Origin of the sequence: Pseudomonas sp. FP2335 (assembly GCF_030687535.1) — a bacterium.
Classification (GTDB): domain Bacteria; phylum Pseudomonadota; class Gammaproteobacteria; order Pseudomonadales; family Pseudomonadaceae; genus Aquipseudomonas.
Genome location: NZ_CP117437.1, coordinates 3,525,895 through 3,551,846, shown reverse-complemented (window position 1 = coordinate 3,551,846; position 25,952 = coordinate 3,525,895). Strand labels below are relative to the sequence as shown.

Sequence of the window (25,952 nt, the reverse complement as noted above, 5' to 3'; positions counted from 1 at the left end):
ATGGATGTGACGGTTGCATGACGGTGGGGGTGGGTCGAATCAGCTCACGGCTAAAACACAATTCACTGGCAAACACAGATCAAATGTGGCGCTGGCTGTGTGGGAGCGGGCTTGCTCGCGAAGGCGGTGGGTCAGTTAGAACAGCTTTGACTGACACACTGCATTCGCGAGCAAGCCCGCTCCCACACAAGCCCCACTTTTTGACCGAGGTCATTTCAGCTCATTTGTTCGCGTAAACCCGCTCAAAACCCCGGTTTACGGGGTTCACAGCCAACTCCTGTCACAGAACCGTCATCCCCCACCCCTAGCTTGCCCTCCCAGTTGCCAGGCCTCTTGCCTGGCGCCACAGGATTCTTGGGGAGGATTGCATGTACAAGCGCACCGGGCTCGTCAGCTTCACGCTTACCGCCTTGGCCCTGGCGATTGCCAGTGAGCGGCTCAATGCGGCCGAGGCGGCCACCACCGAGCACGTTGAAGTGGTCGGCCAGGCGGCGGCGATTGATTCGGCGTTGAAGGAGCAGCGCACTTCCGACAGCATCAAGAGCGTGGTGCACGCCGACGGCGTCGCCCAGTTGCCGGATGAAAACGTCGCCGAAGCCGTGCAGCGCCTGCCCGGTGTCAGCGTCGAGCGCGACCAGGGCGAAGGGCGCTTCGTCAGCGTGCGCGGCCTGGGCCCGGACCTCAACAGCGTGACCATCAACGGCACCCTGGTGCCAGCCCCGGAAAGCGCACGCCGCGCCGTGGCCCTGGATGTGCTGCCTTCGGAGCTGGTGCAATCGCTGTCGGTGATCAAGACCTTGACCCCGGACATGGACGCCAACTCCCTCGGCGGCACCGTCGACGTGCAAAGCCTCTCGGCCTTCGACCACAAGGGCCTGTTCTACACCGGTAGCAGCGAAGCCAGCTACGACAAGAACACCAGCCAGACCAGCCCGAAATTCTCCGGCGCGGCCAGCAATCGTTTCAGCCTTGGCGATGGCATCGAAAACTTCGGCGTGGCCGCCGCGCTGAGCTGGCAGAAGCGTGACTTCGGCTCGGACAACGTCGAGACCGGCGGCGCCTGGGACTTCACCGACGGCGCCAAACTCAACGAATTCGAACAGCGTGACTACGACATCAGCCGCGAGCGTGCCGGTGGTGGGCTGAACTTCGACTACAAGCCCGACGACCTCAGCAGTTATTACCTGCGCACCCTCTACAGCCGCTACAAGGACACCGAGACCCGCAACTCCACCAGCATCGAATTTGCCGACCCGCTGGCTGCCGGCGAACTGGGCGATGCCGAAGCCAAGCGCAAGTTGAAGAACCGCGAAGAGACTCAGGAAATCCAGTCCTACGTGTTTGGCGGCGAGCGCATGCTTGGCCTGTGGACCCTCAGCGGCCAGGCCGGTTACAGCCAGTCCAGCGAAGACAGCCCGGGGCATATCGCCGGTGCGACCTTCGACGGCGGCGACTTCGCCAATAGCGGCTTCTACGACAAGGACAAGCCACGGCCGATCATCGGCGCCGGTTTCTACGACGCCAGCAACTACACCCTCGACAAAGTCGACTGGGAAAAACAGAACACCAAGGACACCGAGAAAAACCTGCGCCTGGACCTGGCCCGCGACTACGACCTGAGCGGCTACGCCTCGCAGTTCAAGTTCGGCGGCAAAGTCAGCCGCCGCCACAAGACCAACGACCTGGAAGCCTGGGCCTACAAGAACTTCGATGACCTCGGTTTCAGCGACGAACAGCTCAACCTCACCCAGTTCCAGAAGGGCAATGTCGACTACCGCCTGGGCAACTACGGCCCCGGCATCAGCGCCAGTGGTATCAAGCAACTGCTCGGCGGCCTGAATGCGGCGGACTTTTATGACGAGACCGAATCGCGGGTCAACGACTTCACCATCCGCGAAGACATCAACGCCGGTTACCTGATGAACACTGTCGACATCGACGACTGGCGCTTCATCGCCGGCCTGCGCTACGAAGGCACCGAGTTCGACGCCAAAGGCACCGGCGCCACCGACGGCGTGTTCAGCGACAACCACACCCAGCGCCGCTACCACCACTGGCTGCCGGGCCTGCATGCGCGCTACCAGATCGACAAGAACACCCAGGTGCGCGCGGCCTGGACCAAATCCGTGGTGCGCCCGACCTTCGGCCAGCTGGCGCCGGGCTTTGTGATAGACGATGACGAAGCCACCTTCGGCAACCCGAATCTCAAGCCCCTGGAATCGAGCAACCTGGACCTGGGCATCGAGCACTTCATGGGGCGCGCCGGCACTGTCTCGGCGTTCGTGTTCTACAAGGACATCAAGAACTTCGTCTACAACACCGACCTGGCCGGTACCGGCGCCTGGACCAATTTTTCCGAGGCCCACACCTACGCCAATGGCGACAGTGCCAAGCTCTACGGCCTGGAACTGGCCTATTCGCAGAAGTTCGACTGGCTGCCGGCGCCGTGGAACGGCTTGCTGGTCGGCGCCAACACCACGTTCAGCCGCTCCAGCGCCGACATCGAGGGCTTCGACAGTGCCAGCGGCAGCAACCGCAAACGCAATATCAGCCTGCCGAACCAGTCGGACAGCGTCGGCAACCTGATGCTCGGTTGGGAAGACGACAAGCTCAGCCTGCGCCTGTCGGCCAACTACAAGTCGGCCTATCTGTACGAGCTGGCCTCGATCAACGACAAGGCCCACGACCTGCACGTGGATGCGCAGACCTTCGTCGATTTCAGCGCGCGCTACTCGCTGACCAAGAACCTGCAAGTGAGCTTCGAGGCGCAGAACCTGACGGATGAGTCGTACTTCGTCTACACCGGCCATCGCAGCTACAACGGCCAATACGAGGAGTACGGCCCGACCTACAAAGTCGGCCTGACCTTCACCCATTTCTAAGCACCAACACTGATCTAAATGTGGGAGCAGGCAAGCCAGCTCCCACAGTAGAACTCCATTGTTTTCAAAGGATTTACCCGTACATGAGAATTTCCAAGCTGTACCTGCTGATGACATTGGCGACCGCCGTGCCTGCAATGGCCGCCGACCTGGCGCTGACGCCCTGGGCGCCAGGCCTGAATGCCGAAGCAATCACGTTCCTGAGCGACACCCAGCGCCTCACCGCCAGCCCCCGTGACGGCTTGCAACTGGTCGACGCCAAAGGTGCCGAACTGGCCCGTTTCAAGGGCAATTTCAGCAGCCTCGATACCCGCACCGCCGGCTCCCAGACCCTGGTCGCCAGCCTCGACAATGATCGCCAGCAAGCCCTGCTGATCAACCTCGATGCGTCCGCGAAAACCTTCGGCAAACCGCTCTACCTGCCCACCCGCGACTACGCGGTGAATGGCCTGTGCCTCTACCGCGACTCCGCCGCCAACCTGTTTGTGTTCCTCGTCGGAGAGGAAGGCAAGGGCGAGCAATGGCTGGTCGGTCACGCTGCGACGCTGTTGAGCGAGCCGCAGCGTGTGCGCGGTTTGCCGCTGCCGCCGTCGGCGCAATTCTGCCAGGTGGACGACGGCGCCAATCGCCTGGTGGTGAACGAAGAAAACCTCGGCTGGTGGGCTTACCCGGCGCACCCGGAAGCGGATGTGAAACGCACGCCGGTGGCGGTGTTCGACAATCCCAAGCGCGAAGCCGGGGCCATGGCGCTGATACCGGGAGGTGTGGTCGCGCTTGATCCCAAGACGGCTCAACTGCATCTGTTCCAGCAAAGCGGTGAGCGCTGGGTGGAGCAATCGAGCCTGAACCTGCCAGGCCTCAAGGAACCGGAGCAACTGGCGGTGAGCGGCCAGCAACTGCTGGTGCGTGATGACGACACTGGCAAGCTCTATCAGGGCAAGCTCAATTGGCAGGCCAAGTCGGTGCCGGTCGAAGCGGTGATTCCAGAGGTCGCGGCCATGCGCCAGACCGATCCTGTCGGCCGTCAGGGCGATGCAGCGGATGATCCGGCGATCTGGATTCACCCCGAGCAGCCGGGCAAAAGCCGCGTGCTCGGCACCAACAAAAAGCAGGGCCTGCTGGCCTATGACCTGGACGGCAAGCTGTTGCAGGAACTGGCGGTCGGGCGCCTGAACAACGTCGACGTGCGCCCCAATTTCAAGTTGGGCACGCAGACCGTCGACCTCGCCGTCGCCAGCAACCGTGATCACAACAGCCTGAGCCTGTTCAGCATCGACCGCAGCAGCGGCGAGCTGCGCGAAGCCGGTGAAGTGCCGACGCCGCTCAAGGCGATCTACGGCATCTGCCTGTTTCAGCCCGCCAGTGGCGAGATCTATGCCATCGCCAACGACAAGGACGGCACCTTCCTGCAATACCGCCTGAGCGCCGCGGACGGCCGCGTGCACGGCGAGTTGGTGCGCCAGTTCAAGGTCGACAGCCAGCCCGAAGGCTGCGTGGCCGATGACCAGCGCCAGCGCCTGTTTATCGGTGAAGAAGACGTCGGCGTGTGGGCGGTGGATGCCCGCGCCGACCAGCCGGCCAAGCTCACCAGCGTGATCAAGGTGGGGCCGCAACTGCATGCGGACGTCGAGGGCCTGGCGTTGTACCAGAGCGATAAACGCGACTACCTGGTGATCTCCAGCCAGGGCAACGACAGCTACCTGGTGGTGGATGCCGAACCGCCGTTCGCCACCCACGGTGCGTTTCGCGTCGGCCTGAATGCCGATGCCGGCATCGACGGTGCTTCGCAGACCGATGGCCTGGAAGTCACTGCGATCAACCTCGGCGGGCCCTGGAGCCAGGGCATGCTGGTGGTGCAGGACGGGCGCAAGCGCATGCCCGAGCAGGCCCAGAACTTCAAGTTTGTGCCGTGGGCCGAGGTGACCCGCACGCTGAAATTGCCGTAACGCGTCATCACCCGGTCATCACTTTTTATTCGAATAGGAGTTCACCATGCACGCGACGATGGAACATATGACGATCTGGGGTTTGATCAGCGACGCCAGCCTGTTGGTCAAGGCGGTGATGATCACGCTGCTGCTGGCTTCCTTGCTCAGTTGGTACTTGATCATCCAGCGCGGCACTGTGCTGCGCCGCCTGGAGCGCCAGTTGCACGCTTTTGTGCAGCGCTTTCGCGCTGCGCCCGACTTGCAGCCGCTGTACCGCGACGCGGTGCAGGCGGGCGAGGGCGGCATTGCGCCGATCTTTATCGCCGGGATCGAGGAATACCAGCACCTGCACAGCCATGATCCGGCGGTGCTCGAAGGGGTGGAGCGGGCGTTGCAGGTGGCGATCACCGAGCAGGAAATCGAACTGGAAAAGGGCCTGCAATTTCTCGCGACCGTGGGCTCGGTCAGCCCTTACATCGGCTTGTTTGGCACCGTGTGGGGCATCATGAATTCGTTCATCGGTTTGTCCCAGGTGCAACAGGCCACGCTGTCCACGGTGGCGCCGGGCATCGCTGAAGCGTTGATCGCCACGGCTATCGGTCTGTTTGCGGCGATTCCGGCGGTGATCGCCTACAACCGCTTTGCGGCCCGTGGCCAGACCTTGCTCACCCGCTACTACGCCTTTGGCAACGAACTGCAAGTGCGCCTGCACCGCACCTTGCGCGGCACGCCGATCAACCTGGCCGTGGCCGCCTGAAAGAGGAGCAAGACGATGCTGACCAGGCCGCAACGCAAGCACGGGCCCAAGGCCGAGATGAACGTGGTGCCGTATATCGACGTGATGCTGGTGCTGCTGGTGATCTTCATGGTCACCGCGCCGATGCTGACCCAGGGCGTGAAGATCGAACTGCCCAAGGTCGCCGCCGAGGCGCTGGCCACCGACACGCGCCAGCAGATCCTGACGTTGTCGGTGAAAGCCGACGGTGGCTACTACTGGAACCTCGGTGGCGAACTGGACACCACGCACCAGACCGACAGCGCCGTGAGCCTGGATGAAATGGGCGCCAAGGTCATGCAGGTGGTGGCGGCGCGCAGTGACACCCAGGTGTACATCCGCGCCGACGATAACGCCGGCTACGGCCGCGTGGTCGCGGCCATGGCGGTGTTGCAGAAAGGCGGTGTGAGCAACCTGGGGCTGGTGACCGAGGCCCCGCAATGACGGCGATGATCATGCACAGTCCAACGCTGGCAAGGCTGCCCCGGGACACGGCGGGGTTTTGGCGCAACAGCTTGGCGGCGAGCATCGCGGTGGCGCTGCACGTCGGTGTGTTGGCCGCGCTGATGCTGGGCTGGTCCACGGAAAAACCGCTGGTGGAGGCACCACGGGTGATGCACACCCAGTTGGTGATGCTGCCACCGGCGCCCGCGCCGGTGCCTGAGCCAGTGGCCGTCGTACCCCCCGCGCCACCGGAGCCGGTTGCCGTGCCGGTACCGCCCAAACCCGTGGTCGATCCACGGATCCAGGCGCAAAAGCTGGAGAAAGCCGCCTTGGCCCGCAAGCGGGTCGAGGACCAGAAAATCGCGCAGCAGCAAGAGCGACTGGCGACCGAGCAGCGCAACCGCGAGTTGGAACAGCAGCGCCTGGACCAACAACGCCTGGCCGCCGAACGCGCCCGTCCTGCGGCCCCGGCGGCAGCCCCGGCGTTTGACAGCCGCCAATACCAGCCCTTGAGCAAGCAAGCTCCGGACTACCCGGAGCGCGCCCTGGACAAGAACATCGAAGGCGATTGCTCCGTGGAGTACACCGTCAACCCCCAGGGCCGCGTGGAAAATCCCCGGGTGCTCGACGGCTGCCATCCATTGTTCATGCGGCCTTCACTGGCGGCGGCGAACACCTTCCGCTACCAGCCGCGCATCGTTGAGGGCAAGGCGGTCGCCGTACCGGCGGTGCGCAACACCTTCCACTACCGCATCAAATAGGCGCCTCAGAGGTCGTAGCGCACTGACAGCAACACGGTGCGCGGGTCGTTGACCGAGTAGTAGCGCGCACCGCTGGACGGCACGTAGCCCACCGATTGCGGATAGGCGCGGTCCAGCAGGTTTTTCACCGCGAGGGTGGTGGTCCAGTGGCCGTCGCCGCTGATGTAGCGGGTGTTGGCGTTCCAGAAGGTTTGCTGCGGCACTTCCTGGATGTCGTCGTTCAGTGCGTTGGCCCAGGACTTGGTCTGGAACTGCGCATCCGTGCCCGCCAGCCACGTGCCCGGCAATCCGGCCGGGATTGTGTAGTTGAGACCGACGCTGGCGTTCCAGCGCGGCGAGAACACCAGGTGCTTGCCGTTGGCATCCACGCCTGCGCCGCTGGCGTTCTGGAAGTCGTCGTACTGGCTTTCCAGGTAGCCGAGGTTGGCGGTCAGTTGCAAGTCGCGGCTCAGGGCGGTGAGGGTCTCCAGCTCGACGCCGTAGGTGTGGGCCTGGCCGACGTTGGTGCGCAGGCTCACGCCCAGCGCCGGGTCGTAGGCGTTGGTCTGCAGGTCCTTGTAGTCGTTGTAGAACAACGCAACGTTGGCGCGCAGGCGCTGGTCGAAGAAGTCACCCTTCAAGCCGGTTTCCCAGGTGGTCACGTCTTCCGGCGAGAACGCCTGCTCGGCGGCGGCGCGGGTCGGTGCACGGTTGTCGTAGCCGCCGGCCTTGAAGCCCTTGGCGACGTAGGCGTACTGGTTCAGGTGCGGGGTCCAGGCGTATTCGAAGCCGAGTTTCGGGCTGGTGGACTGCCAGGACTTGCTCGACTCGGCGGCAAAGTTAGTGCCGGTGATCTGCCGGTCGGTGTTGATCGCGTAGTTGGTGAACTCGAAGTTCTTGTGCTCGCGAGTAAAGCGCAGGCCGGCGATCAGCGACAGTTGCGGGGTGATCTTGTAGGTGCCCTGGCCGTAGAGCGCATAGCTTTCAGTGTTGGTGGTGCTGTACTGGCCCTGTCCGATCACGCGGTTGCGTGGGATGGAATAGGTGAGGTTGTCGCGGTCGGCGTCGAAGCGCTCGCGGTACAGGTACAGGCCGGTGCTGAAGCTGAAGGCGTCGTAGTCGCCGTTGAGTTGGAACTCCTGGGTCGCGTAGTTCTGCTTGTAGAGGATCAGGTTGTTCTGGATCAGCGCGGCCTGGCCGGAGTTGTCGTAGTCCACCGGCTGGTTGAACGAGGACCAGGCGGTGACCGACTTGACGTTCAGGTGATCGTCGATCGCATAGAGGGCGCGTAACACCGAACTGCCCTGGTCGAGGCGGTTTTTCGGGTCGAGGCTGCTGTAGCTCTTGAACTTGTCGAAATGCCCGCTGGCATCGAAGGGCGAATAGCTGGTGGTGTCACCGCGATCAAAGGTGCCGGCCAGCGTCAGTTGCACATCCCACGGTGAATCCTCGGGCTTGTAGCGCAGCTTGCCGCGATAGGACTGGATGTCGACGTTGTTCACGTCCTTGCCCCGCGTCGGGTTTGACACGGTGCCGTCGCGGCTCAGGCGGATCGCCGAGAAGCTGGCGAACAGCGCGTTGTCCACCAGCGGGCCGCTGATCAGGACGCGGCCGTTCTGCGCGTTGTAGTTACCGGCGCCAAGTTCGACGAAACCACGGGTCTGCTGGTTCGGGTCGCGGGTGATCACGCGGATCGCCCCGGCGCTGCTGTTGCGTCCGTACAGTGTGCCCTGGGGGCCGCGCAGCACTTCGACGCGCTCGACATCGTTGAAGTCGAGCATCGAGGAAATGGCGCGGGGGATGTACAGGTCGTCGGCATACACCGCCACGGCGGCTTCCTGGATCGGGTCGGTTTCGCCGATGCCACGGATGCCATAGGTCTGCGCGCTGTAGGAGATCGACTGGCGACTGAGGGTCAGGTTCGGCACCTGGCCGGAGAGGTCGCGCACGCTGCGGATCTGTTTGTCGTCCAGGGTCTGCTCGTCGAATGCGGAAATCGCCAGCGGGGTTTTCTGCAGGTCTTCGCTGCGGTGTTCGGCGGTGACATTCACCACCGGCAGGGCGGTGTCATCGGCGTGGGCGTAGACGCCGAGCAAGGCGAGGGAAGCGGCGAGGGTGAGGCGGCTGGGCACACGGGCATGGCTCATGGTGATGTCCTGAGAAAGTGGGGTTGGCAAGGCCTCCACCTGGTCAGGGGTCGGTGCTGGCTGTAACAATATGGATATGAAAGGCGTTCGTAAAAGTCCGTTTTGTTATATGTTAATTATTAATAATATGCATGGTATTTGTTAGTTAGATGCTATTTTCTGATTATATTTCCGGCTCGCCCAATACCCAATGTGGGAGCGGGCTTGCTCGCGAATGCGGTGAATCAGTCAACCTATTCATTGACTGACACACTGCATTCGCGAGCAAGCCCGCTCCCACACAATCCCGCTCCCCCATTTATTGGGTGGTGTCAGGGTTTGGCGAGGTTGGCCAGCTCAGAACCGGCGACATAGCGCTCCAGATTCGCCAAGAACGTCTCCGCAATCTCATGGCGACTGTTGGTGGAAATCGCCGAGGTATGCGGCGACAACCTCACCCGCGGGTGCGTGTACAGCGGGTGCCCATCTGGCAACGGCTCGGGCTCGGTCACGTCCAGCGAGGCCAAGCCAACCTGGCCATTATCCAGCGCCTGCAGCAACGCCTCCTGATCCAGCAAGCCACCCCGCGCAATGTTGATCAGATGCAGCCCCGGCTTGGCGCTGGCGAGCACATCGCGGTTGATGAGGTTGCGCGTGGCCTCGGTCAATGGTGCGGCCACCACCAGGTGGTCGGCACGGGCGAACAGGTCGTGGATGTCCTTGGCGGCGTCCACGCCTGCGCTGAAGGGCGCCTGGCTCTGGCGCAACGCCACAACGTTGATCCCCAGGGCCTGGGCTTTCTGCGCCAGGCGCTCGCCAATCGCGCCAAAGCCGAGAATGCCCAGGGTGGTGCCCTTGAGCGGGCGCAGCGGGGTGAAGTTCCAGTGTGAGTCCTTCACCCAGATGTCCGGCAGGTGCTTGGACGCGGCAAAGATCGCGGCCAGGGCGAACTCGGCCAGGTTGTCGGCGGCACTGCCGCGCGAGGTGGTCACCGGCGGGCCGTTGAACAGCCAGTGCGGGTAGAAATCGATGCCCGACGACACCAGGTGCACCCACTGCGTGCCGTAGGGCCAGCCCGGTGGCGGGGTGTCCGGGGCGGTGTAGCCGCGTACGTTGATCGGCCGCGCCAGCAGGATATTCGCCTGGGATGGCAGGTCACTGGGGACGCCCACGGGCACACCGATGACTTTGGCCTCGGGGTGGATCGCAGCGAGGCGCTCGCGGATCACCTGGTTGAAATCTTCATCCAGCTGGCTGGCGATAATCACCTGAGTCATGTGCGCTCCTTTTGGCGTTGGGCGAAAGCGGCCTTGCCGGCGCCTTGCAATACGGCGTCGTCCTGCGGTGTGTGCACGCGGCTGCAGAGCACATCGCGGTAGTGGCGTTGCAGCGGGTTGTGACGCGACAGGCCTGGGTTGCCGGAGGCCTCGATGGCCAACTCGACGGCGCGAATCGCGTTGTTGGTCACCAGGTACTTCAACTGCGCGGCATTCGCGGCCGGGGTGTGGCCTTCGGCCGCGGCGTCGAGCAGGCTACGGTTGGCGAACAGCAGGGTGTCGATATGGCCGACGGTTTCCTGGAAGCGCGGCAGGGTCGACAGCGCCGCGCCGAGGTTGGACGGTTGGCGTTCTTCCAGCCAGTTCACCAGCCAGTCACGCGCCGCCTGGGCCACGGCGTCATAGACCGAGGACAGCAACACCGACATCCACAGGAACCCTTCGGCGTCCAGTTCCGGCGACGGCGCGCTCCACGGGCTGACACTGACGGCGTGGTCCAGCGGCACCAGCACGTTGTCGAGCACCACTTCGTGGCTGCACGTGGCGCGCATGCCGAGGTGGTCCCAGGTGTCGATGATGGTCACGCCGGGGCTGTCCTTGGGCACCAACCAGGTACCCACCAGCGGGTCGGCGTCATTGCTGCGGCCCCACACGCCGAACCAGCTCAGGCCGTGGCTGCCGGTGGAGTAGATCTTGCGCCCGCTGATGCGCCAGCCCTCGGCGGTGCGTACGGCGGTGGTCGCCGGCAAGCCGCCACGGGCCGGGGTGCCGAGGTCGGGTTCGACGCGCAGGGCATTGATCAACCCGCCGTTGCGCACGGCGTCTTCGGCGACTTGGGTGCGCAGGTGCGCGGGCCAGGTCTTGCTGTCTTGCAGGCGCGTGTGTTGCAGGTATTGCATCATCAGGATCAGTGCGGTGGAGGGTTCGCCCTTGGCGATCGCACTGATCGCCTTGCGTGCCTGGGGCAGGCTGGCCCCGCCGCCACCGAGGGATTTGGGCACGGTGAGGGCGACCAGGCCGTGTTCGTGCAGGCGTTTGAAATTGGCATGGGGGAAGGCGCCGCTTTCGTCGTAGAGCTGCGCGGTGCTGGCCAGTTCGGCGCTGAGGCGTTCGAGCAGGGCTTCGAAATTGGCGACTTCCACGGAGCGTAGTGACGGTTGGGTCATAGGAATGTACTCGGTCAGAAAATGTGGGAGCGGGCTTGCTCGCGAAAGCGGTGGGTCAGTTAACACATGCGTGACTGATGTACCGCTTTCGCGAGCAAGCCCGCTCCCACAGGAGAGTGTGGGCTCAGATGGCCAGTCGTACGGCTTGATGGCCCAGTAAACGCTCCACCACCTGCAACACCGGCTCGGCTTGCGTGCGTACCAACCAATCCGGACTCACCTGCACAAACGCCACCGTGCCATCCCTGGCAATCACTACGACCGTCGGCTGCGGCAATTCCCAGGTGCCGGTGCCAGTGGTTTCGCCGATGCTGTTGCCCTTGGCCAGCGCCGCGTTACGCGAGGCCTCGTCAAAGCTGTAGAGAATCCCCAGGCGCCGCGCGAGGTTGTTGTCTCGGTCACTGGCCACCAGCAATTGCAGGGCGTGGCGGGTCTTGATCTCCACCAGGCGCTCGGGCACTTGCGGGCTGACTGCCACCAGCGGCACGCCGAGCTCGCGCAGGCGTGGGTAGAGCTGGCGCTCGTAATAGGGCAGGGCGATGTTGCACGCCGGGCAGCCGGCAAAGCGGAAGAAGATCAGCACCGCGGGGCCGTCGGCCAGCAGCGACTCGCGGTTGAGTTCGCCGCCTTCGACATTGAGCAGGGTGAACGGGTCCAGCTCATCGCCGACCTGCACGTAGTCGTCGGGGCGTGCTTCAGCCACCAGGCGTTGGCGCTGGTCGATATTGATCTGCAGCGCTTGCGGCGCCCAGGTCGCGACCCGTTCGGCGTGCAGGTCCGCCAGCTGACGGTTGAGGGATTCGCTCATGCCAGCGCCTCCTGTTTTTCTTTCTCGTTGGCGACGCTGTAACGGTTGGCCGGTACGTCCAGGCCGAGGTTGTCGCGCAGGGTCTGGCCGCTGTATTCGCTACGGAACAGGCCGCGTTGCTGCAGTACCGGCACCACCAGTTCGGTGAAGTATTGCAGGCCGTCCGGCAGCACCGAGTTGACGATGAAGCCATCGCTGGCGCCGCGCTCGAACCAGGTCTGGATCGCATCGGCGACTTGCTCCGGGGTGCCGACAAAATCACGCTTGGGCCGCGAGAAACGCAGGGCCACTTCGCGCAGGCTCAGGCCTTCATCCCTGGCTAACTGCTTGATCCGGTCGGAACCGCCTTTTTGGCTGTTGGAGCCGAGGTCGCCCAGTTCCGGGAAGGGTTCGTCCAGTGGATATTTGCTGAAGTCGTGGTCGTTGAACGGGCGGCCGAGGGCGACGATGGCGTCCTCGACGGTGACCAGGTCCACGGCTTGCTGGTAGCGGCTTTCCACTTCGGCGGCATCGCGGCCGACAATCGGGCGGATGCCGGGCAGGATCGACAGGCTGTCGGGGTCGCGACCAAAACCCTTGGCGCGGCGCTTGAGGTCCTGGGAATACGCCAGGCCTTCCTCGATGCTCTCTACGTGGACAAAGATCGCATCGGCATTTTCAGCGGCAAAGTTGCGCCCGTCTTCAGACGTGCCTGCCTGGAAAATCACCGGCTGGCCCTGGCGCGAACGCGCAATGTTCAGCGGGCCCTTGACCGAGAAGAACTCGCCCTTGTGGTTCAGCGCGTGCAGCTTGCCCGGGGTGAAAAATTCGCCGCTGTGCTTGTTGTAGGCGAAGGCGTCGTCTTCCCACGAGTCCCACAGGCCCTTGACCGCGTTCACGTGTTCCTTGGCGATGCGGTAGCGCACGGCGTGGGGCGGATGCTCGGCCTTGCCGAAGTTGTCGGCGGTGCCGCTCAGCCACGAGGTCACTACGTTCCAGCCGGCACGGCCGCCGCTGATATGGTCCAGGGACGCGAACTGGCGCGCTACCTGGTAGGGCTCGGTGTAGCTGACGGTCACAGTGGCGACCAGGCCGATGTGGGTGGTGATCGCCGCGAGTGCCGAGAGGATGGTCAGCGGCTCGAAGCGGTTGAGGTAGTGCGGGCTGGACTTGGCGTGGATGTGCAGGCTGTCGGCGATGAACACGAAGTCGAACTTCGCGGCTTCGGCCAGTTCAGTCTGCTGCTTGTAGAAGCCGAAGTTGGTGCTGGCGTCCGGTTGGGCCTGCGGATGGCGCCATTCGCCCCAGCCGTGACCGACGCCGTGGACCATGGCTCCGAGTTTGAGTTGACGTGGCTTGCTCATGTTCTGCTCCTGTTGGCGCGATGCTTTTTATCAGCGCGATGCTTGGGAATTGGGGGCACGCTTGGCGTTAAAGCTCTTGTCGAAACCCTGCGACACGTCGATGTGTTTGGTCAGCAGGCCTTCTTTTTGATAGGTGTCGGCGGTCGCTTGCAGGCCGCTGATAACGCTGTCGTCAATCGCCACTGGGGTCAGGCGGGTGTCCTTGGCCACTTCCACATGCACTTGCAGCGGCAGGCCGGTGATCTTGGCTTGGGCGGCGGCGTATTCATTGGGGTGGGTGTTGGCCCAGGCGTAGGCACGGTCGAGGCGGGCGACAAAGTCGTCCAACTGCACACGCTTGTCGGCGATGGCCTGGCTGGTGGCTGCCAGGTACAGGTGGTTGCTCAGCAGCTGGTTGCCGCTGACCAGCACACGGGCCTGGCTTTGCGAGGTGACCACGGTGGTGTAGGGGTCCCAGGTCGACCAGGCATCAGCCGTGCCGTTGTCCAGTACCAGGCGTGATTCGCTGGGCAGCAGGAAAATGAACTGCACGTCCTTGGTGGTCAGGCCGGCCTCGGCCAGGGCCTTGATCGCCAGGTAGTGGCCGATGGAGCCGCGCCCGGTGACGATCTTCTTGCCCTTGAGGTCGGCGACGGTCTTGATCGGCGAGTCCTTGGGCACCAGCAGCGCGGTGGTGTTGCGCCCTTCGGCGTGGATGATGCTGACCACCTTGAGCGAGGCACCGGCACCGAGGGCAAACACGTAGGGCGCGTCACCAAGGGCACCAATATCCACGGCCCCCGCGTTCAAGGCTTCGCCCAGGGGCGAGGCGGACGGGAACTCCGACCACTGGATTTCGTAAGGCACATTCCTGGTTTCGCCGCTGGCTTCCAGCAGCGCCTTGATCGTCGATTTCTGATTGGCCACCCGCAGCGGTTGCAGGTCGGCGGCGCCGGCAGTGCCGAGCAGTCCAAGGGCGAGGGCGGTGCCCAGGAGCAGGCGTTTGAAAGGGGTGGTAAAGACCATGGGATGCAGGCTCCAGGCAGATCAAGAAAGGGTTCGGCTACCTCCGCCTGGAGAAGGGGTCGGTGAGTGGTTTAACGTTATGCCCATAAAAACCTGCTGTGAAGTTCTTTTTGGTTATATGTTAATTATCAAAATAATTCATTATTAATAGTTTGATTATTCTCTTATTGCATTTGGTGGTGTGGTTTTCCAGAGCTTTCCTACGAGCGACTCGGAAAGTCTCACCTGAGCAAGGGGCAAACTGCGTGATTTGATCCGGGGCTTTTCTGACAAGGATCGTTACGCATGACGGATACGCTGTGGGCCGCCCGCGAGGGCGATGAGCTGTTACACAGCCCCCTGCTGGCGGACGTGTTCGGTGGCGTGCTGGAGATCGCGGCGAACATAGCGGTGACCGCGCTGGCCACGGCGGCGGTGGTGGCCGCGACGGGGATTGCCGTGGCCACCGGCGGCTTGGGCTGTGTGGTGCTGGGGGCCGTGGTTGGTGTGGTGGTCGGGTTGGGCATGGGGGCGACCGGTGCAGGCCGTGGCCTTTCGCGAATATGTGAGTCTTTCGCCAGCGCACTCTTCCCACCCGTCATCGATGCATTCATCAGCAGCGGTTCGCCGGATGTGTTTATCAACGGCAAACCGGCAGCGCGGGCGGCCGGGAAAGTCGCCGCCGCCGTGGCAGAAGCGGGCAGTGAACCGACTTATCTGGATATCGCCGAAGGTTTTCTCTCTCAGCTCTGGCGTCCTACGGTCGCTGCGCCGGTGGCGGGCGCTGTGCCTTGTCCTGCCGATACCGTCGACTGCACTAAACACCCGCCCATGCCGGAGCAGTACCTCGCCGAAGGTTCCAGCAAGGTATTCATCAACGGCCAGCCCGCCGTGCGCAGTGGGGACAGAAGCACCTGCGAAGCCACGGTGGGCAAGGTGCAGATTTCGTCCAACGTGGTCATCGGCGGCGCGCCGGTGGTGGTGCGTGAGATTCGCAGCGGCAAGGCGCCGGGTGTAGGGCTGGCGGTAACGGCGTTGTTGGCATCGCGCGGTGGTGGGGCGAAGTTCTTCAGCACATTGCCCTGTATGACGGTGGGTGGGTTGGTGTCGTGGGGCACAGGGCAGGTGAGCAACGCGCTTGCGTCAGCAGTGCGCGGCTCGCCCAACCCGGTGCACTGCGCCACGGGGGCGAAGATTCTCGACGGTGACGACGACCTGGATTTTGCATTGCCTGGCCTGTTGCCGATCGTGTGGCAGCGGTACTACAGCAGCCGGGATGAACGCCGTAACGGGATATTCGGCGCCGGTTGGAGTGTGGCCTATGAGGTGTTCGTCGAGATAGGCCTACATCCCGAGGGGGGCGAACGGCTGATCTACACCGACGAGCAGGCTCGGCAGATCGACATGGGCGTGATCCCGCTAGGTGCTGCGGTGTTCAGCGCCGGCGAAGGCTTGAGCGTACGCCGCCATGCCAGCGGCCACCTGCTGATTGAGCGTGTCGACGGGCTGTATCGGCTGTTCGAACCCACACCGGACAACCCTGCGCATTTGCGCTTGGGCCAGTGGGGAGATCGCAATGACAACCGCGTTTTCCTCGACTATGACGATCAGGGCCGCCTGAGCCAGTTGCGCGATACCTTTGGCGTTGTGCGAATCGAGCTGAGCTACAGCCAGCAATGGCCCCGCCGTGTCGAACAGATCGAGCGCCTGTACCCCGATCACCGTCGTGAAACGCTCTCCAGCTATACCTACGATACGCACGGCGATCTTGCAGCCGTGCGCGATGCCGATGGGCATGTTCAGCGCCGCTTCGCCTATGACAGCGGCCAGCGCATGGTCGAACACCAACTGCCCACCGGCCTGCGCTGCTTTTACCAATGGGCCTGCGTGGACGACCGTGAATGGCGAGTGGTACGGCACTGGACCGATGAGGGCGACGATTATCAGTTTGACTACGACCTGCTAGTCGGGCTTACGCGGATTACCGATGGCTTGCAACGGGTCAGCACCCGCAAGTGGAACCCGCAGTACCAGATCACCGAATACACCGACAACCTGGGGCACACCTGGCAGTTCGATTGGAATGACGAGCGCCAGTTGTTGGGGGCTACCGATCCTCTGGGTGGCCAGTGGCGATTCGGCTACGACGAATCCGGCAACCTGTGCAACACACAAGATCCGCTGGGCCGTATTGAATCGACGGTGTGGCTGGAACACTGGTCGCTGCCATTGGTTGAAACCGATGCAGCCGGCCACAGCTGGCGGTATCGATACGATCAACGCGGCAATTGCGTCAGTGAAACCGACCCGCTGGGGCACGTTGTGCGCTATCGCCATGATGGAGTTGGGCAGGTCATCGAAATCATCGACGCCACGGGCAAGCGCAAAATCCAGCGCTGGAATGAAACCGGGCAGTTGATCGAGCAGGTCGATTGTTCGGGCTATGCCACAAGGTTCGAGTACGACCGTCGAGGTCATTTACAAACCCTTATCGATGCAGTCGGTGAACGCCAGCGTTATCAACACGACAGCCACGGCCGATTGCTGCAAATCGAACGGCCCTACGGTTACATTGAACATTACCTGCGCAACACCAGTGGTCAGTTGAGCGCCTACACCGATGCGGCGGGCCACACTACCCGCTACCAATATGATCGGCGCGGGCAGCTGGTGCGGCGCATTGATGCCCATGGCCGCCAGATCGAATATCGGCACGATGCCTACGGTCGATTGCAAACCCTGACCAACGAAAACGGCGAGCACTATCGCTTCGCCTGGGACCAGGGCGATCGACTCACGCAACAGCAAGACCTCGATGGCAGTGCACGGCGTTATGCCTATGACGCGCTGGATAACGTGGTCTCCGTCGAATACGTCCCGCGGGATGACGCATCTCCTACCGTGCATCGCCTGCAACGCGACGCTGTTGGGCGTATGCGGATCAAGGAGACTGACGAGGGCCGAACCGAATACACCTACGACGCGTTGGACCAACTCACCGACGTCACCACCACCGACCGGCAAGGCAATGCTCAAGCACTGGGTTTTGCCTATGACGCGCTAGGCCAACTGACGTGCGAGCAGAGTGCTACCGGCAAGCTGCAACACCACTATGATGAACTCGGCAACTTGAGCCAGACGCAACTGCCCGATGGCCGCTGGCTCAACCGCCTTTACTACGGCAGCGGCCACCTGCACCAGATCAACCTGGACGGCCAAGTCATCAGCGACTTCGAACGCGACCGCCTGCATCGCGAAGTCCTGCGTACCCAAGGCCGGCTCAGTACTCGCCACGCCTACGACCGCAGCGGTCGCCTGCGAACGCGCACGCGTCAGTCTCAACTGTCGGCCACTGTACAAACGCACTACGAATACGACCCAGCCGACAACCTGATCGGTCGCGTCGAACCCCATCGCAACCATCGCCAACTGCTGCACTACGACGCCACCGGCCGCATCCTCGCCAGTCAGGGCAGCGTGAGAGGCCAACACGAAACCTTCGCCTACGACGCCGCCGCCAACCTGCTCGACGGCACCGGACTTGTGCGGGATAACCGACTGCTAACCTACCAGGACAAGCACTACCGATACGACGGCTTCGGCCGGCTGCTCGAAAAACGCAGCCGGGCGCGGGGCGTGCAACGCTTTGCCTACGATGCCGAACACCGCCTGATCGAAGTGCACAACGACAACGGCAACGTGGTGCGCATGACCTACGACCCACTGGGCCGGCGCGTAGCCAAAACCGAACACGACAGCCGCGGTTATCTACTCGGCGAAACCCGCTTTGAGTGGAACGGCTTGCGCCTGCTCCAAGAGCATCGGCATGGCCAGACCAGCCTCTATCTTTACGAAGAACACAGCCACGCACCGCTGGCCCGGGTGGACGGTACGGGCGAGCAGCAGCGGGTGCGTTACTACCACAACGACCTGAATGGGCTACCTGAAGAGCTGACCGAAACCGACGGGGGAACCGTGTGGAAGGCGCAGTATCGGGTGTGGGGGAACACGCTTGAAGAGGTGCGTGAGGCGCACTTTCTTGAAGAGCAGAACCTGCGGTTCCAGGGGCAATACCTGGACCGGGAGATCGGGCTGCACTACAACACGTTTCGGTTTTATGATCCGGATGTGGGGCGGTTCACGACGCCGGATCCGGTTGGGTTGGTGGGGGGGATAAATCTTTATGTGTATGCTCCTAACCCGTTCGGATGGGTGGATCCAAAAGGCTGGAGCTGCGTCCATGCTGATTCTGCGAGGCGCTTAAAATATAAAAAAATCAACGAGCGGTCACACGGTCAACCCGTGTTTTTGAACAATAGGGCACCGATCAAGCTTAAGTACATAACGCCAGATGTAGATAAACATAATGGAGGGTACTGGAAAGCAGCTGACAGCGTTAGAAACCTGGGCTCCAAGAGAACCAGGTCCGGTACGTTTGACGAAAACCTGAATCGAATAGGCGACTAGAGGCATGAAATATTCTTATCGGATAACAAAGTATGGTCACCTGGGCAGCGAGCGCCCAGATGATGAGTGGACCAGCTTTTATGACATTGGAAAAACCGTCTCGGAGGAGGAGTATCTGGCTGTCGAAACCGACTATGTACAAACGATAATTGCCATCTCTCGCTGCTTGCGCGTTTCCTCGCTGACAGTGAGTGGTCTTGAATTGAATTCGGATTGTGAGCCCTACACTGAAGGGCAAGAAATTGAAGTGGATGGGCTGGCATCTGTTGTTGAAGCTGTTTTGAGAGAAAGAATTTGGTGCAAGCTGAAGTCGTCAATATGTGAATTTCATTTTGGCTATGACTATTACATGTACCTGGTCTCTGAAGTTGATGCAGCCTCTTGCTTCCCACATGAAAAAAGCAAATTGAATTTTGAGGTTTTTCAATCGCCTTATATCGATCAGCAGGTTTGAAATCAGCGTTATTGCTTCAAACCACTACCAACCTCCCGCGCCAACGCAAATATCCCATCCATCCGCCAATGCTCATTGCGATGAGCCGGGTCCTGCGCCCACTCATCCCACCCCGAATCCCGCCGATATTGGCCCAACAACCCCGCCGCGCGCACTGCCTGCGCATCGGGGTGACGCAGTTGTTCGGCGTCCGGGTCGACGTAGAGTGCGTCGCTGCGGCAATACAGCTCGCACATGAAGCAGGTCTGGCACGCCTGTTGGTCGGCGATCCGGGGTTTGCCCTGGGGGCTCAGCGCCAGCACGTTGGTGGGGCACACGGTGACGCATTGGCCGCAGCCGTTGCAGAGGTCGGAGTAGATCAGTTCAATCACCAATAATTACCTCATTCTGTAGTGAGCGGGCTTGCCCGCGCTGGGTGGCGAAGCCGCCCCGAATCCAGACGCCGCGGTGTATCAGCAAGGCCGAGGTGCCTGGGTTTGGGGCGGCTTCGCCACCCAGCGCGGGCAAGCCCGCTCACTACATGGGTTGTGTGGGGGTAGGGGGGATGGGGTCGAAACGTGTGTGCACCTGATCGACGCCGGATATGCGTAAGTGCGCGTCGTATAGGGCGCTTTGCTGCGGTGTGTCGCTACGCTGGTGCATGCCACGGCTTTCCTTGCGCTGCGCCGCTGCGGTGTAGCACCAGCGCGCCGTGGCGGCCATGGCGGCGGTTTCGCGGTCACGCAGGGGGTTGGTTGAGGGGGCGGTGGCGCGCACCTGATCCCAGATGTTGTCGAGTTCGCGCAGTGAACGGTCGAGTTGCGCGCCGCTGCGGAAGAGGTTTTTGTCCAGCGGGTGAACCTCGGCCTGGATGCGTTGAATCAACTGCGCGCTGCCGCCGGCAACGCCATCAAAGCCGCGCACTGCACCGTGATAAGCCGCGCGCTGCCTGGCCAGCCGCGCCGCTCCCCGCCCAGCCCACTGCCCCGTGGACAACGCCCACGCCGAGTTCTGCGCACCGCCCCCGGACGTCGCACCGGCAATCGGTTCACGGCTGGCCGCGTCGCCGGCGGCGAATACGCCGGGCACGCTGGTCTGGCAGTCGTCATTCAGCAAACGCAAACCGCCCACCCCACGGATGGTGCCCTCGGGGTGCAAGGTCACGGCAAACCGCTGTCGATACGGATCAACCCCGTGCCGATCAAACGGCAGCATCAGGTTGGGCTGGATACTCGGCAGTTGTGCACGAATATCCGCAGGCACCCGATTCAAGCGGCAATACACCGGGCCGTTGAGCAGCGCCCGGGCCAAATCCTCGGTAAAGCCGGGGCCGCCGCTGATTGCCAAGGGCCGATCCGCTGCGTCGAAGTAGTCGCCGAAGCTGTACACCATCGAACGGGTCATGCTGCTGCCCGCCGCCGCGATGCAGTAGTAGTTGGAAAACTCCATGCCCGACAGTTCGGCACCGGCTTCGGCGGCCATCAGGTAGCCGTCGCCGGTGTTGGTGTGGTTGCCCAGCAGACGCGAGAGGAACGCGCAGCCGCCGGTGGCCAGTACCACCGCGCCAGCGCGGATCAACCAGTCGCCACCGGCCTGGCGCCGCCAGCCACGGGCACCGACCACGCGGCCGTTGTCGTCGCGCAGCAGTTCCAGGGCCGGGTGGTGGTCGAGGATCGTCACGCCGCTGTCGAGTACCCGGCGACGCAGGCCGCGCAGGTACTCCGGGCCGCGCAGGCCACGGTATTGGGTTTCGCCCTGGTCGTTTTGCGCGAAGGCGTAGTAGTCGCGCAGGCCCGGCAGGCTGGTCCAGGTGGTGTCGATGGCGCGGGCCATCCAGCGTGCATCGGCCAGGCCGTAGGCGGTGGCCAGGCGTTTGTCGATGGCGGCTTCCCGCGCGCCCGGTGGCACCCACCAATGGCCGGGACCGGCCGTGGCGGTGACGCCGCTGGTGCCGCAGTAGCCCTTGTCCACCAGGATGACCTTGACCCCTTCGCGGGCCGCAGCGATGGCGGCCCAGGTGCCCGCCAAACCGCCTCCGACGATCACTACATCGCAGCTCAACTCAGTCATCTCAGCGGCCTCGGAAGTTGCACGCCAGGCGCGTGTAGTCATACGCACCGCCACAGCCGAACGGCGCGAACGGGCCGATTGGGCTCAGCTTGCGCCTGGAGAAGGGGCGGATGTGGGGCCGGCACCCGGTGTGGGTGCAGGTGGGGTTGATCAGATGACGAAAAAACCATGGGTGCCGTCGCGGGCCAGTTGGGCCACCAGGCCGAATTCCCAATCCAGGTAGGCCTGCATGGCTTCCTTGGGGTTGTCGGTGCCTTCGTACGGGCGGCGATAGCGGTCGATGCGCGGCGAGGCGAGGTGGCTTTCACCTTCTTCCAGCGGCAGTTGCGCATTGATCCAGGCAGCGGTGCCGCCTTCGAGCAGGAACACTTGCTTGCCGGTGATGGCTTCGACTTCTGCCACCGCCAGGCGCGCCAACTGGCTGCTGCCGCAGGTCAGCACGTAACGCTCGGCCACGGGCGCCTCTGCCAGGGCAGCGGGCAGTTGCGCGCGCAGGACCCACCAGGCGCCGGGGATGTGGCGTTTGACGTAATTGGCGCTGGCGGTGAAATCCAGCACCACGGTGTCGCCATGTGCCTGCCATTCGGCAAGGGTGTGCGGGCTGATCAACTCGGCTTGCGGCGGCGCCGGGACCGGTGCGACCCACGGCCCTTGCTCGCTGAAGTGCGCTGCTTGCAGGTCGTCCAGCACATGCACGTCCCAGCCCAGTTGCGCGAGCCAGGAGGCGGACATGTTGGCGCGCACACCGTCGTCATCCGCCAGCACGATCCGCGCCCCGCGCACGCTGGCGACGTGGTCGGTTTCCTGCACCAACTGGCCGCCCGGCGTGGAGCGTGCGCCTGGCAGGTGACCGGCTTCGAATTCTTCCGGGGTGCGCACATCGAACAGGTAGGTGGTGCGGTGCGCCTGTTGCTGCCAACTGTGCAGGTCAGCCAGCGTGGCGCGGCCGACCCGCGCCCTGTCGGCGACGCGGCGCGCATCGGCCGCGGCCACTTGGCGATGTTCTTCCGACGTTGGCGCGAAGCGGCGCGATTGGCCGTGGGCGAGTTTCTGCCCGGCCAGGGTCCAGCCGATGGTGCCGTTGCGCAGCGCCGACACCGGGTTGGCCACGCCGGCGTTGATCAGTGACTGCGTGCCGATGATGCTGCGAGTGCGTCCGGCGCAGTTGACGATGATGCGCGTGGCCGGGTCGGGCGCCAGTTCACGGGCGCGCAACACCAGTTCGGCACCGGGCACGCTGATGCCGGTGGGGATACTCATGGTCTGGTATTCGTCGAAGCGGCGGGCGTCGAGCACTACCACGTCGGCGTTGCTGTCGAGCAGCGCCTGCACTTCTTCGGCGGCCAGGGACGGCGTGTGACGCTGGCTTTCCACCAGTTCGCCAAAGGCCTTGCTTGGCACGTTGACGTCGATGAACAGCTCGCCGCCGGCCTCGCGCCAACCGTCCAGGCCGCCGTCGAGCAGGCTGACCCGGGTGTAGCCCAGGGCAACCAGGCGCTCGGCGGCGCGGGCAGCCAGGCCTTCGCCGTTGTCGTACACGGTGACCTGGGTGTCACGCCGCGGAATGCGCGAGTACACCTCCAGTTCCAGCTTGGACAGCGGAATATTCGCGGCAAACAACGGGTGGGATTCGGCGAAGGGCGCCTCTTCACGCACGTCGACCAGGGCGATTTCGTGATGGTCCAGCAGGGCCTGGCGGATCTGGGCGAAGTTCAGGGTCGATACGGTGCTCATAGGGCAGGGCTCTTTTCTTTGGACAAATCCCAGATGTTCGGGAGGAAGGCGTTGGAATAACCGGAGATAAACGGTTTCTCGCTGCCGTCGGGCTGATACACCGCACGGCGCACCGCGCCGATATTGGCGCCGTACACATGGATGCTGATGGACACCTGGTCGCTGTAGGCGTTGCTCACCTGGTGGATGTCACCGACCTTGGGCGACACCGCTTCAACCTGGCCGGGCACCAATTCAATCGGCTTGCCTTCGGCGACCAGGCTGCCGTCGGGCGCACGTGCGAAGCCTTGGGAAAACTCCGCGCCGCGCAACATACCGATCAGGCCCCACACCCGGTGGTCGTGAATCGGCGTGCTTTGGCCCGGCCCCCACACGAAACTGACGATGCTGAAGCGCTGGCGCGAATCGGCGTGCAGCAGAAATTGCTGGTAGCGCTCGGGGTTGGGTTGGGCGAATTCATCCGGCAGCCAGTCATCATGGCTGACCAGTTGCGCCAGTAGCTTGCCGCCACGGTGCAGCAGGTCGCCTTCGCGTGGATTGCCGTCGATCAGTTCCGCCAGGGCGCCTATAAAGGCTCTGAGTCTTTCGGGGTGCTTGGCCTGGGTCATGGCAATTCCATCAGTCGGTGTTGATAGAAGTTATCTAAGCATAATGTTTATAGTTAATATGCTATTTTTTAATGATTAGCTTATAGCTGAAGGTAATTTAGAACTGGGTTGACTAGGCTTAGACGTTATCGATCACAGCGTGGACTATCCAGATAGCGTTCCTGCAACTATGCTTCGCACACATCTTAATGACTGATCTCTATGTGCGGCCCAAATGAAAATTGACGATATAGACGCCTTTGTCGAAGTGATCCGTTGCCAGTCCATCAGCCATGCCGCCGAATCCTTGCAACTGACCCAGCCCGCCATCACCCGTCGCGTACAGAACTTCGAGCAAGCGCTGGGGGTGGAACTGTTCGACCGTAATACCAAGCCGCTCAAGCCAACGCTGATCGGCACCCGCGTGTATGAGCAGTGCCGGCTGATCCTGCGCGAGATGGATGCGCTGCGGGAACTGGTCGCCACCGACGCACCGCCCACCGGCCTGTTGCGCCTGGGTGTGCCGCAGACCATCGGCGACGTGGTGCTGCTGGATGCGCTCAAGCACCTGCGCACCGAATACGCCGACCTGCGCGCCCAGGTTGCCACCGGCTGGGGCAGCCAACTGGTCGGCAAGATCGAACGCGGCGAGCTGGATGCGGCGGCGGCGTTGTTCCCGGCAGGCAAGATCTTCCCCGACAACGTGGTCGGCGAGTCCATCGGCAAGATGGAGCTGGTGGTGGTGTGCGCCAAGGCGCAACTGCCAAAGAAACCCTGCAAGCTGGCGGATGTGTATCAGAACGGTTGGATCTTGAACCCGGATGGCTGCGGTTTTCGCGCCGGGTTGCAGCGCACCTTGTCCGACCAGGGGCTGGCGTTGCGGGTGAACCTGGAAACCTTTGGCACCGAGCTGCAATTGGGCCTGGTGGCGGATGGTCTGGGCCTGGGTTTGGTGCCGCGGCCGCTGCTGGAGCGTAGCGTCCATCGCGAGCAACTGGCGGTGATGCCGCTCAAGGATTTCAAGCCGGTGATGGATTTGTGGCTGATCTATCCGCACTTCCTGGGCAACTTGCAGGGGCCGGTGGATGCGTTTGGCAAGTTGGTCGCCGCTTCCCTGCACAAGATCCGCGACGCCGCATAACCCCAGTGAAAGCGGCTTATTGTGGGAGCGGGCTTGCTCGCTCCCACACAGGCCTGCTCCCACATTCGTTCTGTGTTGTTGCCTGATTTTTTATGAAAAAAAATAATAATTAGCTTAGATTAAAATGTGCTTTTTATTATTTTTATCCATCCCCTAGGCTTGCCTGGAAGTCCTTAAGGCCATCCAGGAAGTTTTGCCATGAGCAGCGTCACCTCGATTTCCAACGTTTCCAGCAATGTCCGCCAGCGTGTCACTCCACAAGAATGGGAAGTGCGCGTCAAACTGGCCGCCGCCTACCGCCTGGCGGCCTTGTACAAGTGGACCGATCACATTTACACCCACTTCTCCGCCCGTGTCCCCGGCCCGGACGAGCATTTCCTGATCAACGCCTTTGGCCTGTTGTTCGATGAAATCAACGCCTCCAACCTGGTCAAGGTCGACCTCGACGGCACTATTGTCGACGACCCGACCGGCCTGGGCATCAACTACGCCGGCTACGTGATCCACAGCGCGATCCATGGCGCACGCCACGACTTGCAAGCGGTGTTGCACACCCATACCCGCGACGGCATTGCCGTGTCGGCGCAGAAGGACGGGTTGCTGCCGATCTCCCAGCACTCCATCGGTTTCTCCGGCCGCGTGGCGTATCACGGGTATGAAGGCATTGCCCTGGACCTGGACGAGCGCGAGCGACTGGTGGCGGACCTGGGCGACAAGAGCGTGATGATCCTGCGCAACCACGGCTTGTTGACCGCCGGCATCAGCGTTGAGCATGCGTTCCAGCAGCTGCAGCAGTTGGAGCGTGCGTGCAATATCCAGGTCGCGGCACAGGCGGCGGGGAATGCGGAGTTGATCTTTCCGCCCAAGGAGGTGGTGGAAAAAGTCGAGCAGCAGGCCAAGGCGCACGCCAGCGGTGAAGGCCCGGGCGTAGCGCGGCATTGGAATGCACTGGTGCGGCAGTTGGAACGTACCGACACCGACTACAAAAACTGATTCTCGGCACGCAGCAGATCTAAAAATGTGGGAGCTGGCTTGCCTGCGATAGCA

The 25,952-nt window shown here is 62.7% G+C and carries 19 protein-coding genes; 9 read left to right on the top strand and 10 right to left on the bottom strand.

The genetic code is table 11. The features are described 5' to 3' along the window. Positions 1-368: 368 nt before the first annotated feature. From PSH81_RS15800 to PSH81_RS15780, 5 genes are all read left to right on the top strand, one after another. On the top strand, positions 369-2,882 hold the full coding sequence (locus PSH81_RS15800; protein WP_305391039.1) for a TonB-dependent receptor: 2,514 nt from the start codon (positions 369-371) through the stop codon (positions 2,880-2,882). A gap of 83 nt (positions 2,883-2,965) precedes the next feature. After that, positions 2,966-4,828, top strand: a complete 1,863-nt coding sequence (locus PSH81_RS15795) for a phytase (protein ID WP_305391038.1) — start codon at positions 2,966-2,968, stop codon at positions 4,826-4,828. Positions 4,829-4,874: 46 nt separating this feature from the next. Beyond that, the gene (tolQ, locus tag PSH81_RS15790; protein WP_192296408.1) at positions 4,875-5,567 is read left to right on the top strand and encodes a protein TolQ; all 693 of its coding nucleotides are present in this window, start codon (positions 4,875-4,877) and stop codon (positions 5,565-5,567) included. 15 nt (positions 5,568-5,582) lie between these two features. Beyond that, positions 5,583-6,029, top strand: coding sequence for a protein TolR (gene tolR, locus PSH81_RS15785; RefSeq protein WP_226457483.1), 447 nt, complete (start codon positions 5,583-5,585; stop codon positions 6,027-6,029). Next, the gene (locus tag PSH81_RS15780) at positions 6,026-6,790 is read left to right on the top strand and encodes an energy transducer TonB (RefSeq protein WP_226457484.1); all 765 of its coding nucleotides are present in this window, start codon (positions 6,026-6,028) and stop codon (positions 6,788-6,790) included. The genes tolR and PSH81_RS15780 overlap by 4 nt, the downstream gene beginning before the upstream one ends. Positions 6,791-6,795: 5 nt before the next feature. Here the strand turns inward: PSH81_RS15780 and PSH81_RS15775 are convergent, their stop codons facing one another. From PSH81_RS15775 to PSH81_RS15750, 6 genes are all read right to left on the bottom strand, one after another. After that, on the bottom strand, positions 6,796-8,916 hold the full coding sequence (locus PSH81_RS15775; protein ID WP_305391037.1) for a TonB-dependent receptor: 2,121 nt from the start codon (positions 8,914-8,916) through the stop codon (positions 6,796-6,798). 311 nt (positions 8,917-9,227) lie between these two features. Next, on the bottom strand, positions 9,228-10,172 hold the full coding sequence (locus PSH81_RS15770) for a D-isomer specific 2-hydroxyacid dehydrogenase family protein (RefSeq protein WP_305391036.1): 945 nt from the start codon (positions 10,170-10,172) through the stop codon (positions 9,228-9,230). Then, complete coding sequence (locus PSH81_RS15765) at positions 10,169-11,338, bottom strand: acyl-CoA dehydrogenase family protein (protein WP_305391035.1); 1,170 nt, start codon at positions 11,336-11,338, stop codon at positions 10,169-10,171. The genes PSH81_RS15770 and PSH81_RS15765 overlap by 4 nt, the downstream gene beginning before the upstream one ends. 124 nt (positions 11,339-11,462) lie before the next feature. Continuing rightward, positions 11,463-12,146, bottom strand: a complete 684-nt coding sequence (locus PSH81_RS15760; protein ID WP_305391034.1) for a peroxiredoxin-like family protein — start codon at positions 12,144-12,146, stop codon at positions 11,463-11,465. Continuing rightward, positions 12,143-13,489 carry an LLM class flavin-dependent oxidoreductase gene (locus PSH81_RS15755; RefSeq protein ID WP_305391033.1) on the bottom strand — a complete coding sequence of 449 codons (1,347 nt, stop codon included), beginning with the start codon at positions 13,487-13,489 and terminating at the stop codon, positions 12,143-12,145. Before PSH81_RS15755 ends, PSH81_RS15760 begins: the two co-directional genes overlap by 4 nt. A gap of 30 nt (positions 13,490-13,519) precedes the next feature. Further along, on the bottom strand, positions 13,520-14,494 hold the full coding sequence (locus PSH81_RS15750; protein ID WP_226457489.1) for an ABC transporter substrate-binding protein: 975 nt from the start codon (positions 14,492-14,494) through the stop codon (positions 13,520-13,522). A 285-nt stretch (positions 14,495-14,779) separates the two neighbouring features. Between PSH81_RS15750 and PSH81_RS15745 the strand changes: the two genes are divergently transcribed. Both PSH81_RS15745 and PSH81_RS15740 read left to right on the top strand, forming a co-directional pair. Next, positions 14,780-18,940, top strand: a complete 4,161-nt coding sequence (locus PSH81_RS15745) for an RHS repeat-associated core domain-containing protein (RefSeq protein WP_305391032.1) — start codon at positions 14,780-14,782, stop codon at positions 18,938-18,940. 4 nt (positions 18,941-18,944) lie between these two features. Next, a complete protein-coding gene (locus PSH81_RS15740) occupies positions 18,945-19,394 on the top strand; it encodes a hypothetical protein (protein WP_305391031.1) in 450 nt (149 codons plus the stop codon). Between the two features lie 8 nt (positions 19,395-19,402). On the opposite strand, the gene PSH81_RS15735 is transcribed toward PSH81_RS15740, so the two are convergent. The 4 genes from PSH81_RS15735 to PSH81_RS15720 all read right to left on the bottom strand — a co-directional run bounded on the left by PSH81_RS15735 (position 19,403) and on the right by PSH81_RS15720 (position 23,785). Next, positions 19,403-19,765 carry a ferredoxin family protein gene (locus tag PSH81_RS15735; RefSeq protein WP_226457490.1) on the bottom strand — a complete coding sequence of 121 codons (363 nt, stop codon included), beginning with the start codon at positions 19,763-19,765 and terminating at the stop codon, positions 19,403-19,405. A gap of 145 nt (positions 19,766-19,910) precedes the next feature. Further along, a complete protein-coding gene (locus PSH81_RS15730; protein ID WP_305391030.1) occupies positions 19,911-21,485 on the bottom strand; it encodes an FAD-binding protein in 1,575 nt (524 codons plus the stop codon). A 108-nt stretch (positions 21,486-21,593) separates the two neighbouring features. Next, positions 21,594-23,177, bottom strand: coding sequence for a rhodanese-related sulfurtransferase (locus tag PSH81_RS15725; RefSeq protein ID WP_305391029.1), 1,584 nt, complete (start codon positions 23,175-23,177; stop codon positions 21,594-21,596). Continuing rightward, entirely contained in the window at positions 23,174-23,785 is a 612-nt protein-coding gene (locus PSH81_RS15720; protein ID WP_226457493.1) for a cysteine dioxygenase, read from the bottom strand. Before PSH81_RS15720 ends, PSH81_RS15725 begins: the two co-directional genes overlap by 4 nt. Before the next feature lie 214 nt (positions 23,786-23,999). Here PSH81_RS15720 and PSH81_RS15715 point away from each other — a divergent pair, with 214 nt between their 5' ends. After that, positions 24,000-24,905, top strand: coding sequence for a LysR family transcriptional regulator (locus tag PSH81_RS15715; protein WP_192296396.1), 906 nt, complete (start codon positions 24,000-24,002; stop codon positions 24,903-24,905). Between the two features lie 198 nt (positions 24,906-25,103). After that, complete coding sequence (locus tag PSH81_RS15710; RefSeq protein ID WP_305391028.1) at positions 25,104-25,898, top strand: class II aldolase/adducin family protein; 795 nt, start codon at positions 25,104-25,106, stop codon at positions 25,896-25,898. The last annotated feature ends 54 nt before the right edge of the window (positions 25,899-25,952 follow it).

Coding starts and splice junctions, on each gene's coding strand:
- PSH81_RS15800 (WP_305391039.1), top strand. CDS start 369: ATGTACAAGCGCACCGGGCTCGTCAGCTTCACGCTTACCGCCTTGGCC.
- PSH81_RS15795 (WP_305391038.1), top strand. CDS start 2,966: ATGAGAATTTCCAAGCTGTACCTGCTGATGACATTGGCGACCGCCGTG.
- tolQ (WP_192296408.1), top strand. CDS start 4,875: ATGCACGCGACGATGGAACATATGACGATCTGGGGTTTGATCAGCGAC.
- tolR (WP_226457483.1), top strand. CDS start 5,583: ATGCTGACCAGGCCGCAACGCAAGCACGGGCCCAAGGCCGAGATGAAC.
- PSH81_RS15780 (WP_226457484.1), top strand. CDS start 6,026: ATGACGGCGATGATCATGCACAGTCCAACGCTGGCAAGGCTGCCCCGG.
- PSH81_RS15775 (WP_305391037.1), bottom strand. CDS start 8,916: ATGAGCCATGCCCGTGTGCCCAGCCGCCTCACCCTCGCCGCTTCCCTC.
- PSH81_RS15770 (WP_305391036.1), bottom strand. CDS start 10,172: ATGACTCAGGTGATTATCGCCAGCCAGCTGGATGAAGATTTCAACCAG.
- PSH81_RS15765 (WP_305391035.1), bottom strand. CDS start 11,338: ATGACCCAACCGTCACTACGCTCCGTGGAAGTCGCCAATTTCGAAGCC.
- PSH81_RS15760 (WP_305391034.1), bottom strand. CDS start 12,146: ATGAGCGAATCCCTCAACCGTCAGCTGGCGGACCTGCACGCCGAACGG.
- PSH81_RS15755 (WP_305391033.1), bottom strand. CDS start 13,489: ATGAGCAAGCCACGTCAACTCAAACTCGGAGCCATGGTCCACGGCGTC.
- PSH81_RS15750 (WP_226457489.1), bottom strand. CDS start 14,494: ATGGTCTTTACCACCCCTTTCAAACGCCTGCTCCTGGGCACCGCCCTC.
- PSH81_RS15745 (WP_305391032.1), top strand. CDS start 14,780: ATGACGGATACGCTGTGGGCCGCCCGCGAGGGCGATGAGCTGTTACAC.
- PSH81_RS15740 (WP_305391031.1), top strand. CDS start 18,945: ATGAAATATTCTTATCGGATAACAAAGTATGGTCACCTGGGCAGCGAG.
- PSH81_RS15730 (WP_305391030.1), bottom strand. CDS start 21,485: ATGACTACACGCGCCTGGCGTGCAACTTCCGAGGCCGCTGAGATGACT.
- PSH81_RS15725 (WP_305391029.1), bottom strand. CDS start 23,177: ATGAGCACCGTATCGACCCTGAACTTCGCCCAGATCCGCCAGGCCCTG.
- PSH81_RS15720 (WP_226457493.1), bottom strand. CDS start 23,785: ATGACCCAGGCCAAGCACCCCGAAAGACTCAGAGCCTTTATAGGCGCC.
- PSH81_RS15715 (WP_192296396.1), top strand. CDS start 24,000: ATGAAAATTGACGATATAGACGCCTTTGTCGAAGTGATCCGTTGCCAG.
- PSH81_RS15710 (WP_305391028.1), top strand. CDS start 25,104: ATGAGCAGCGTCACCTCGATTTCCAACGTTTCCAGCAATGTCCGCCAG.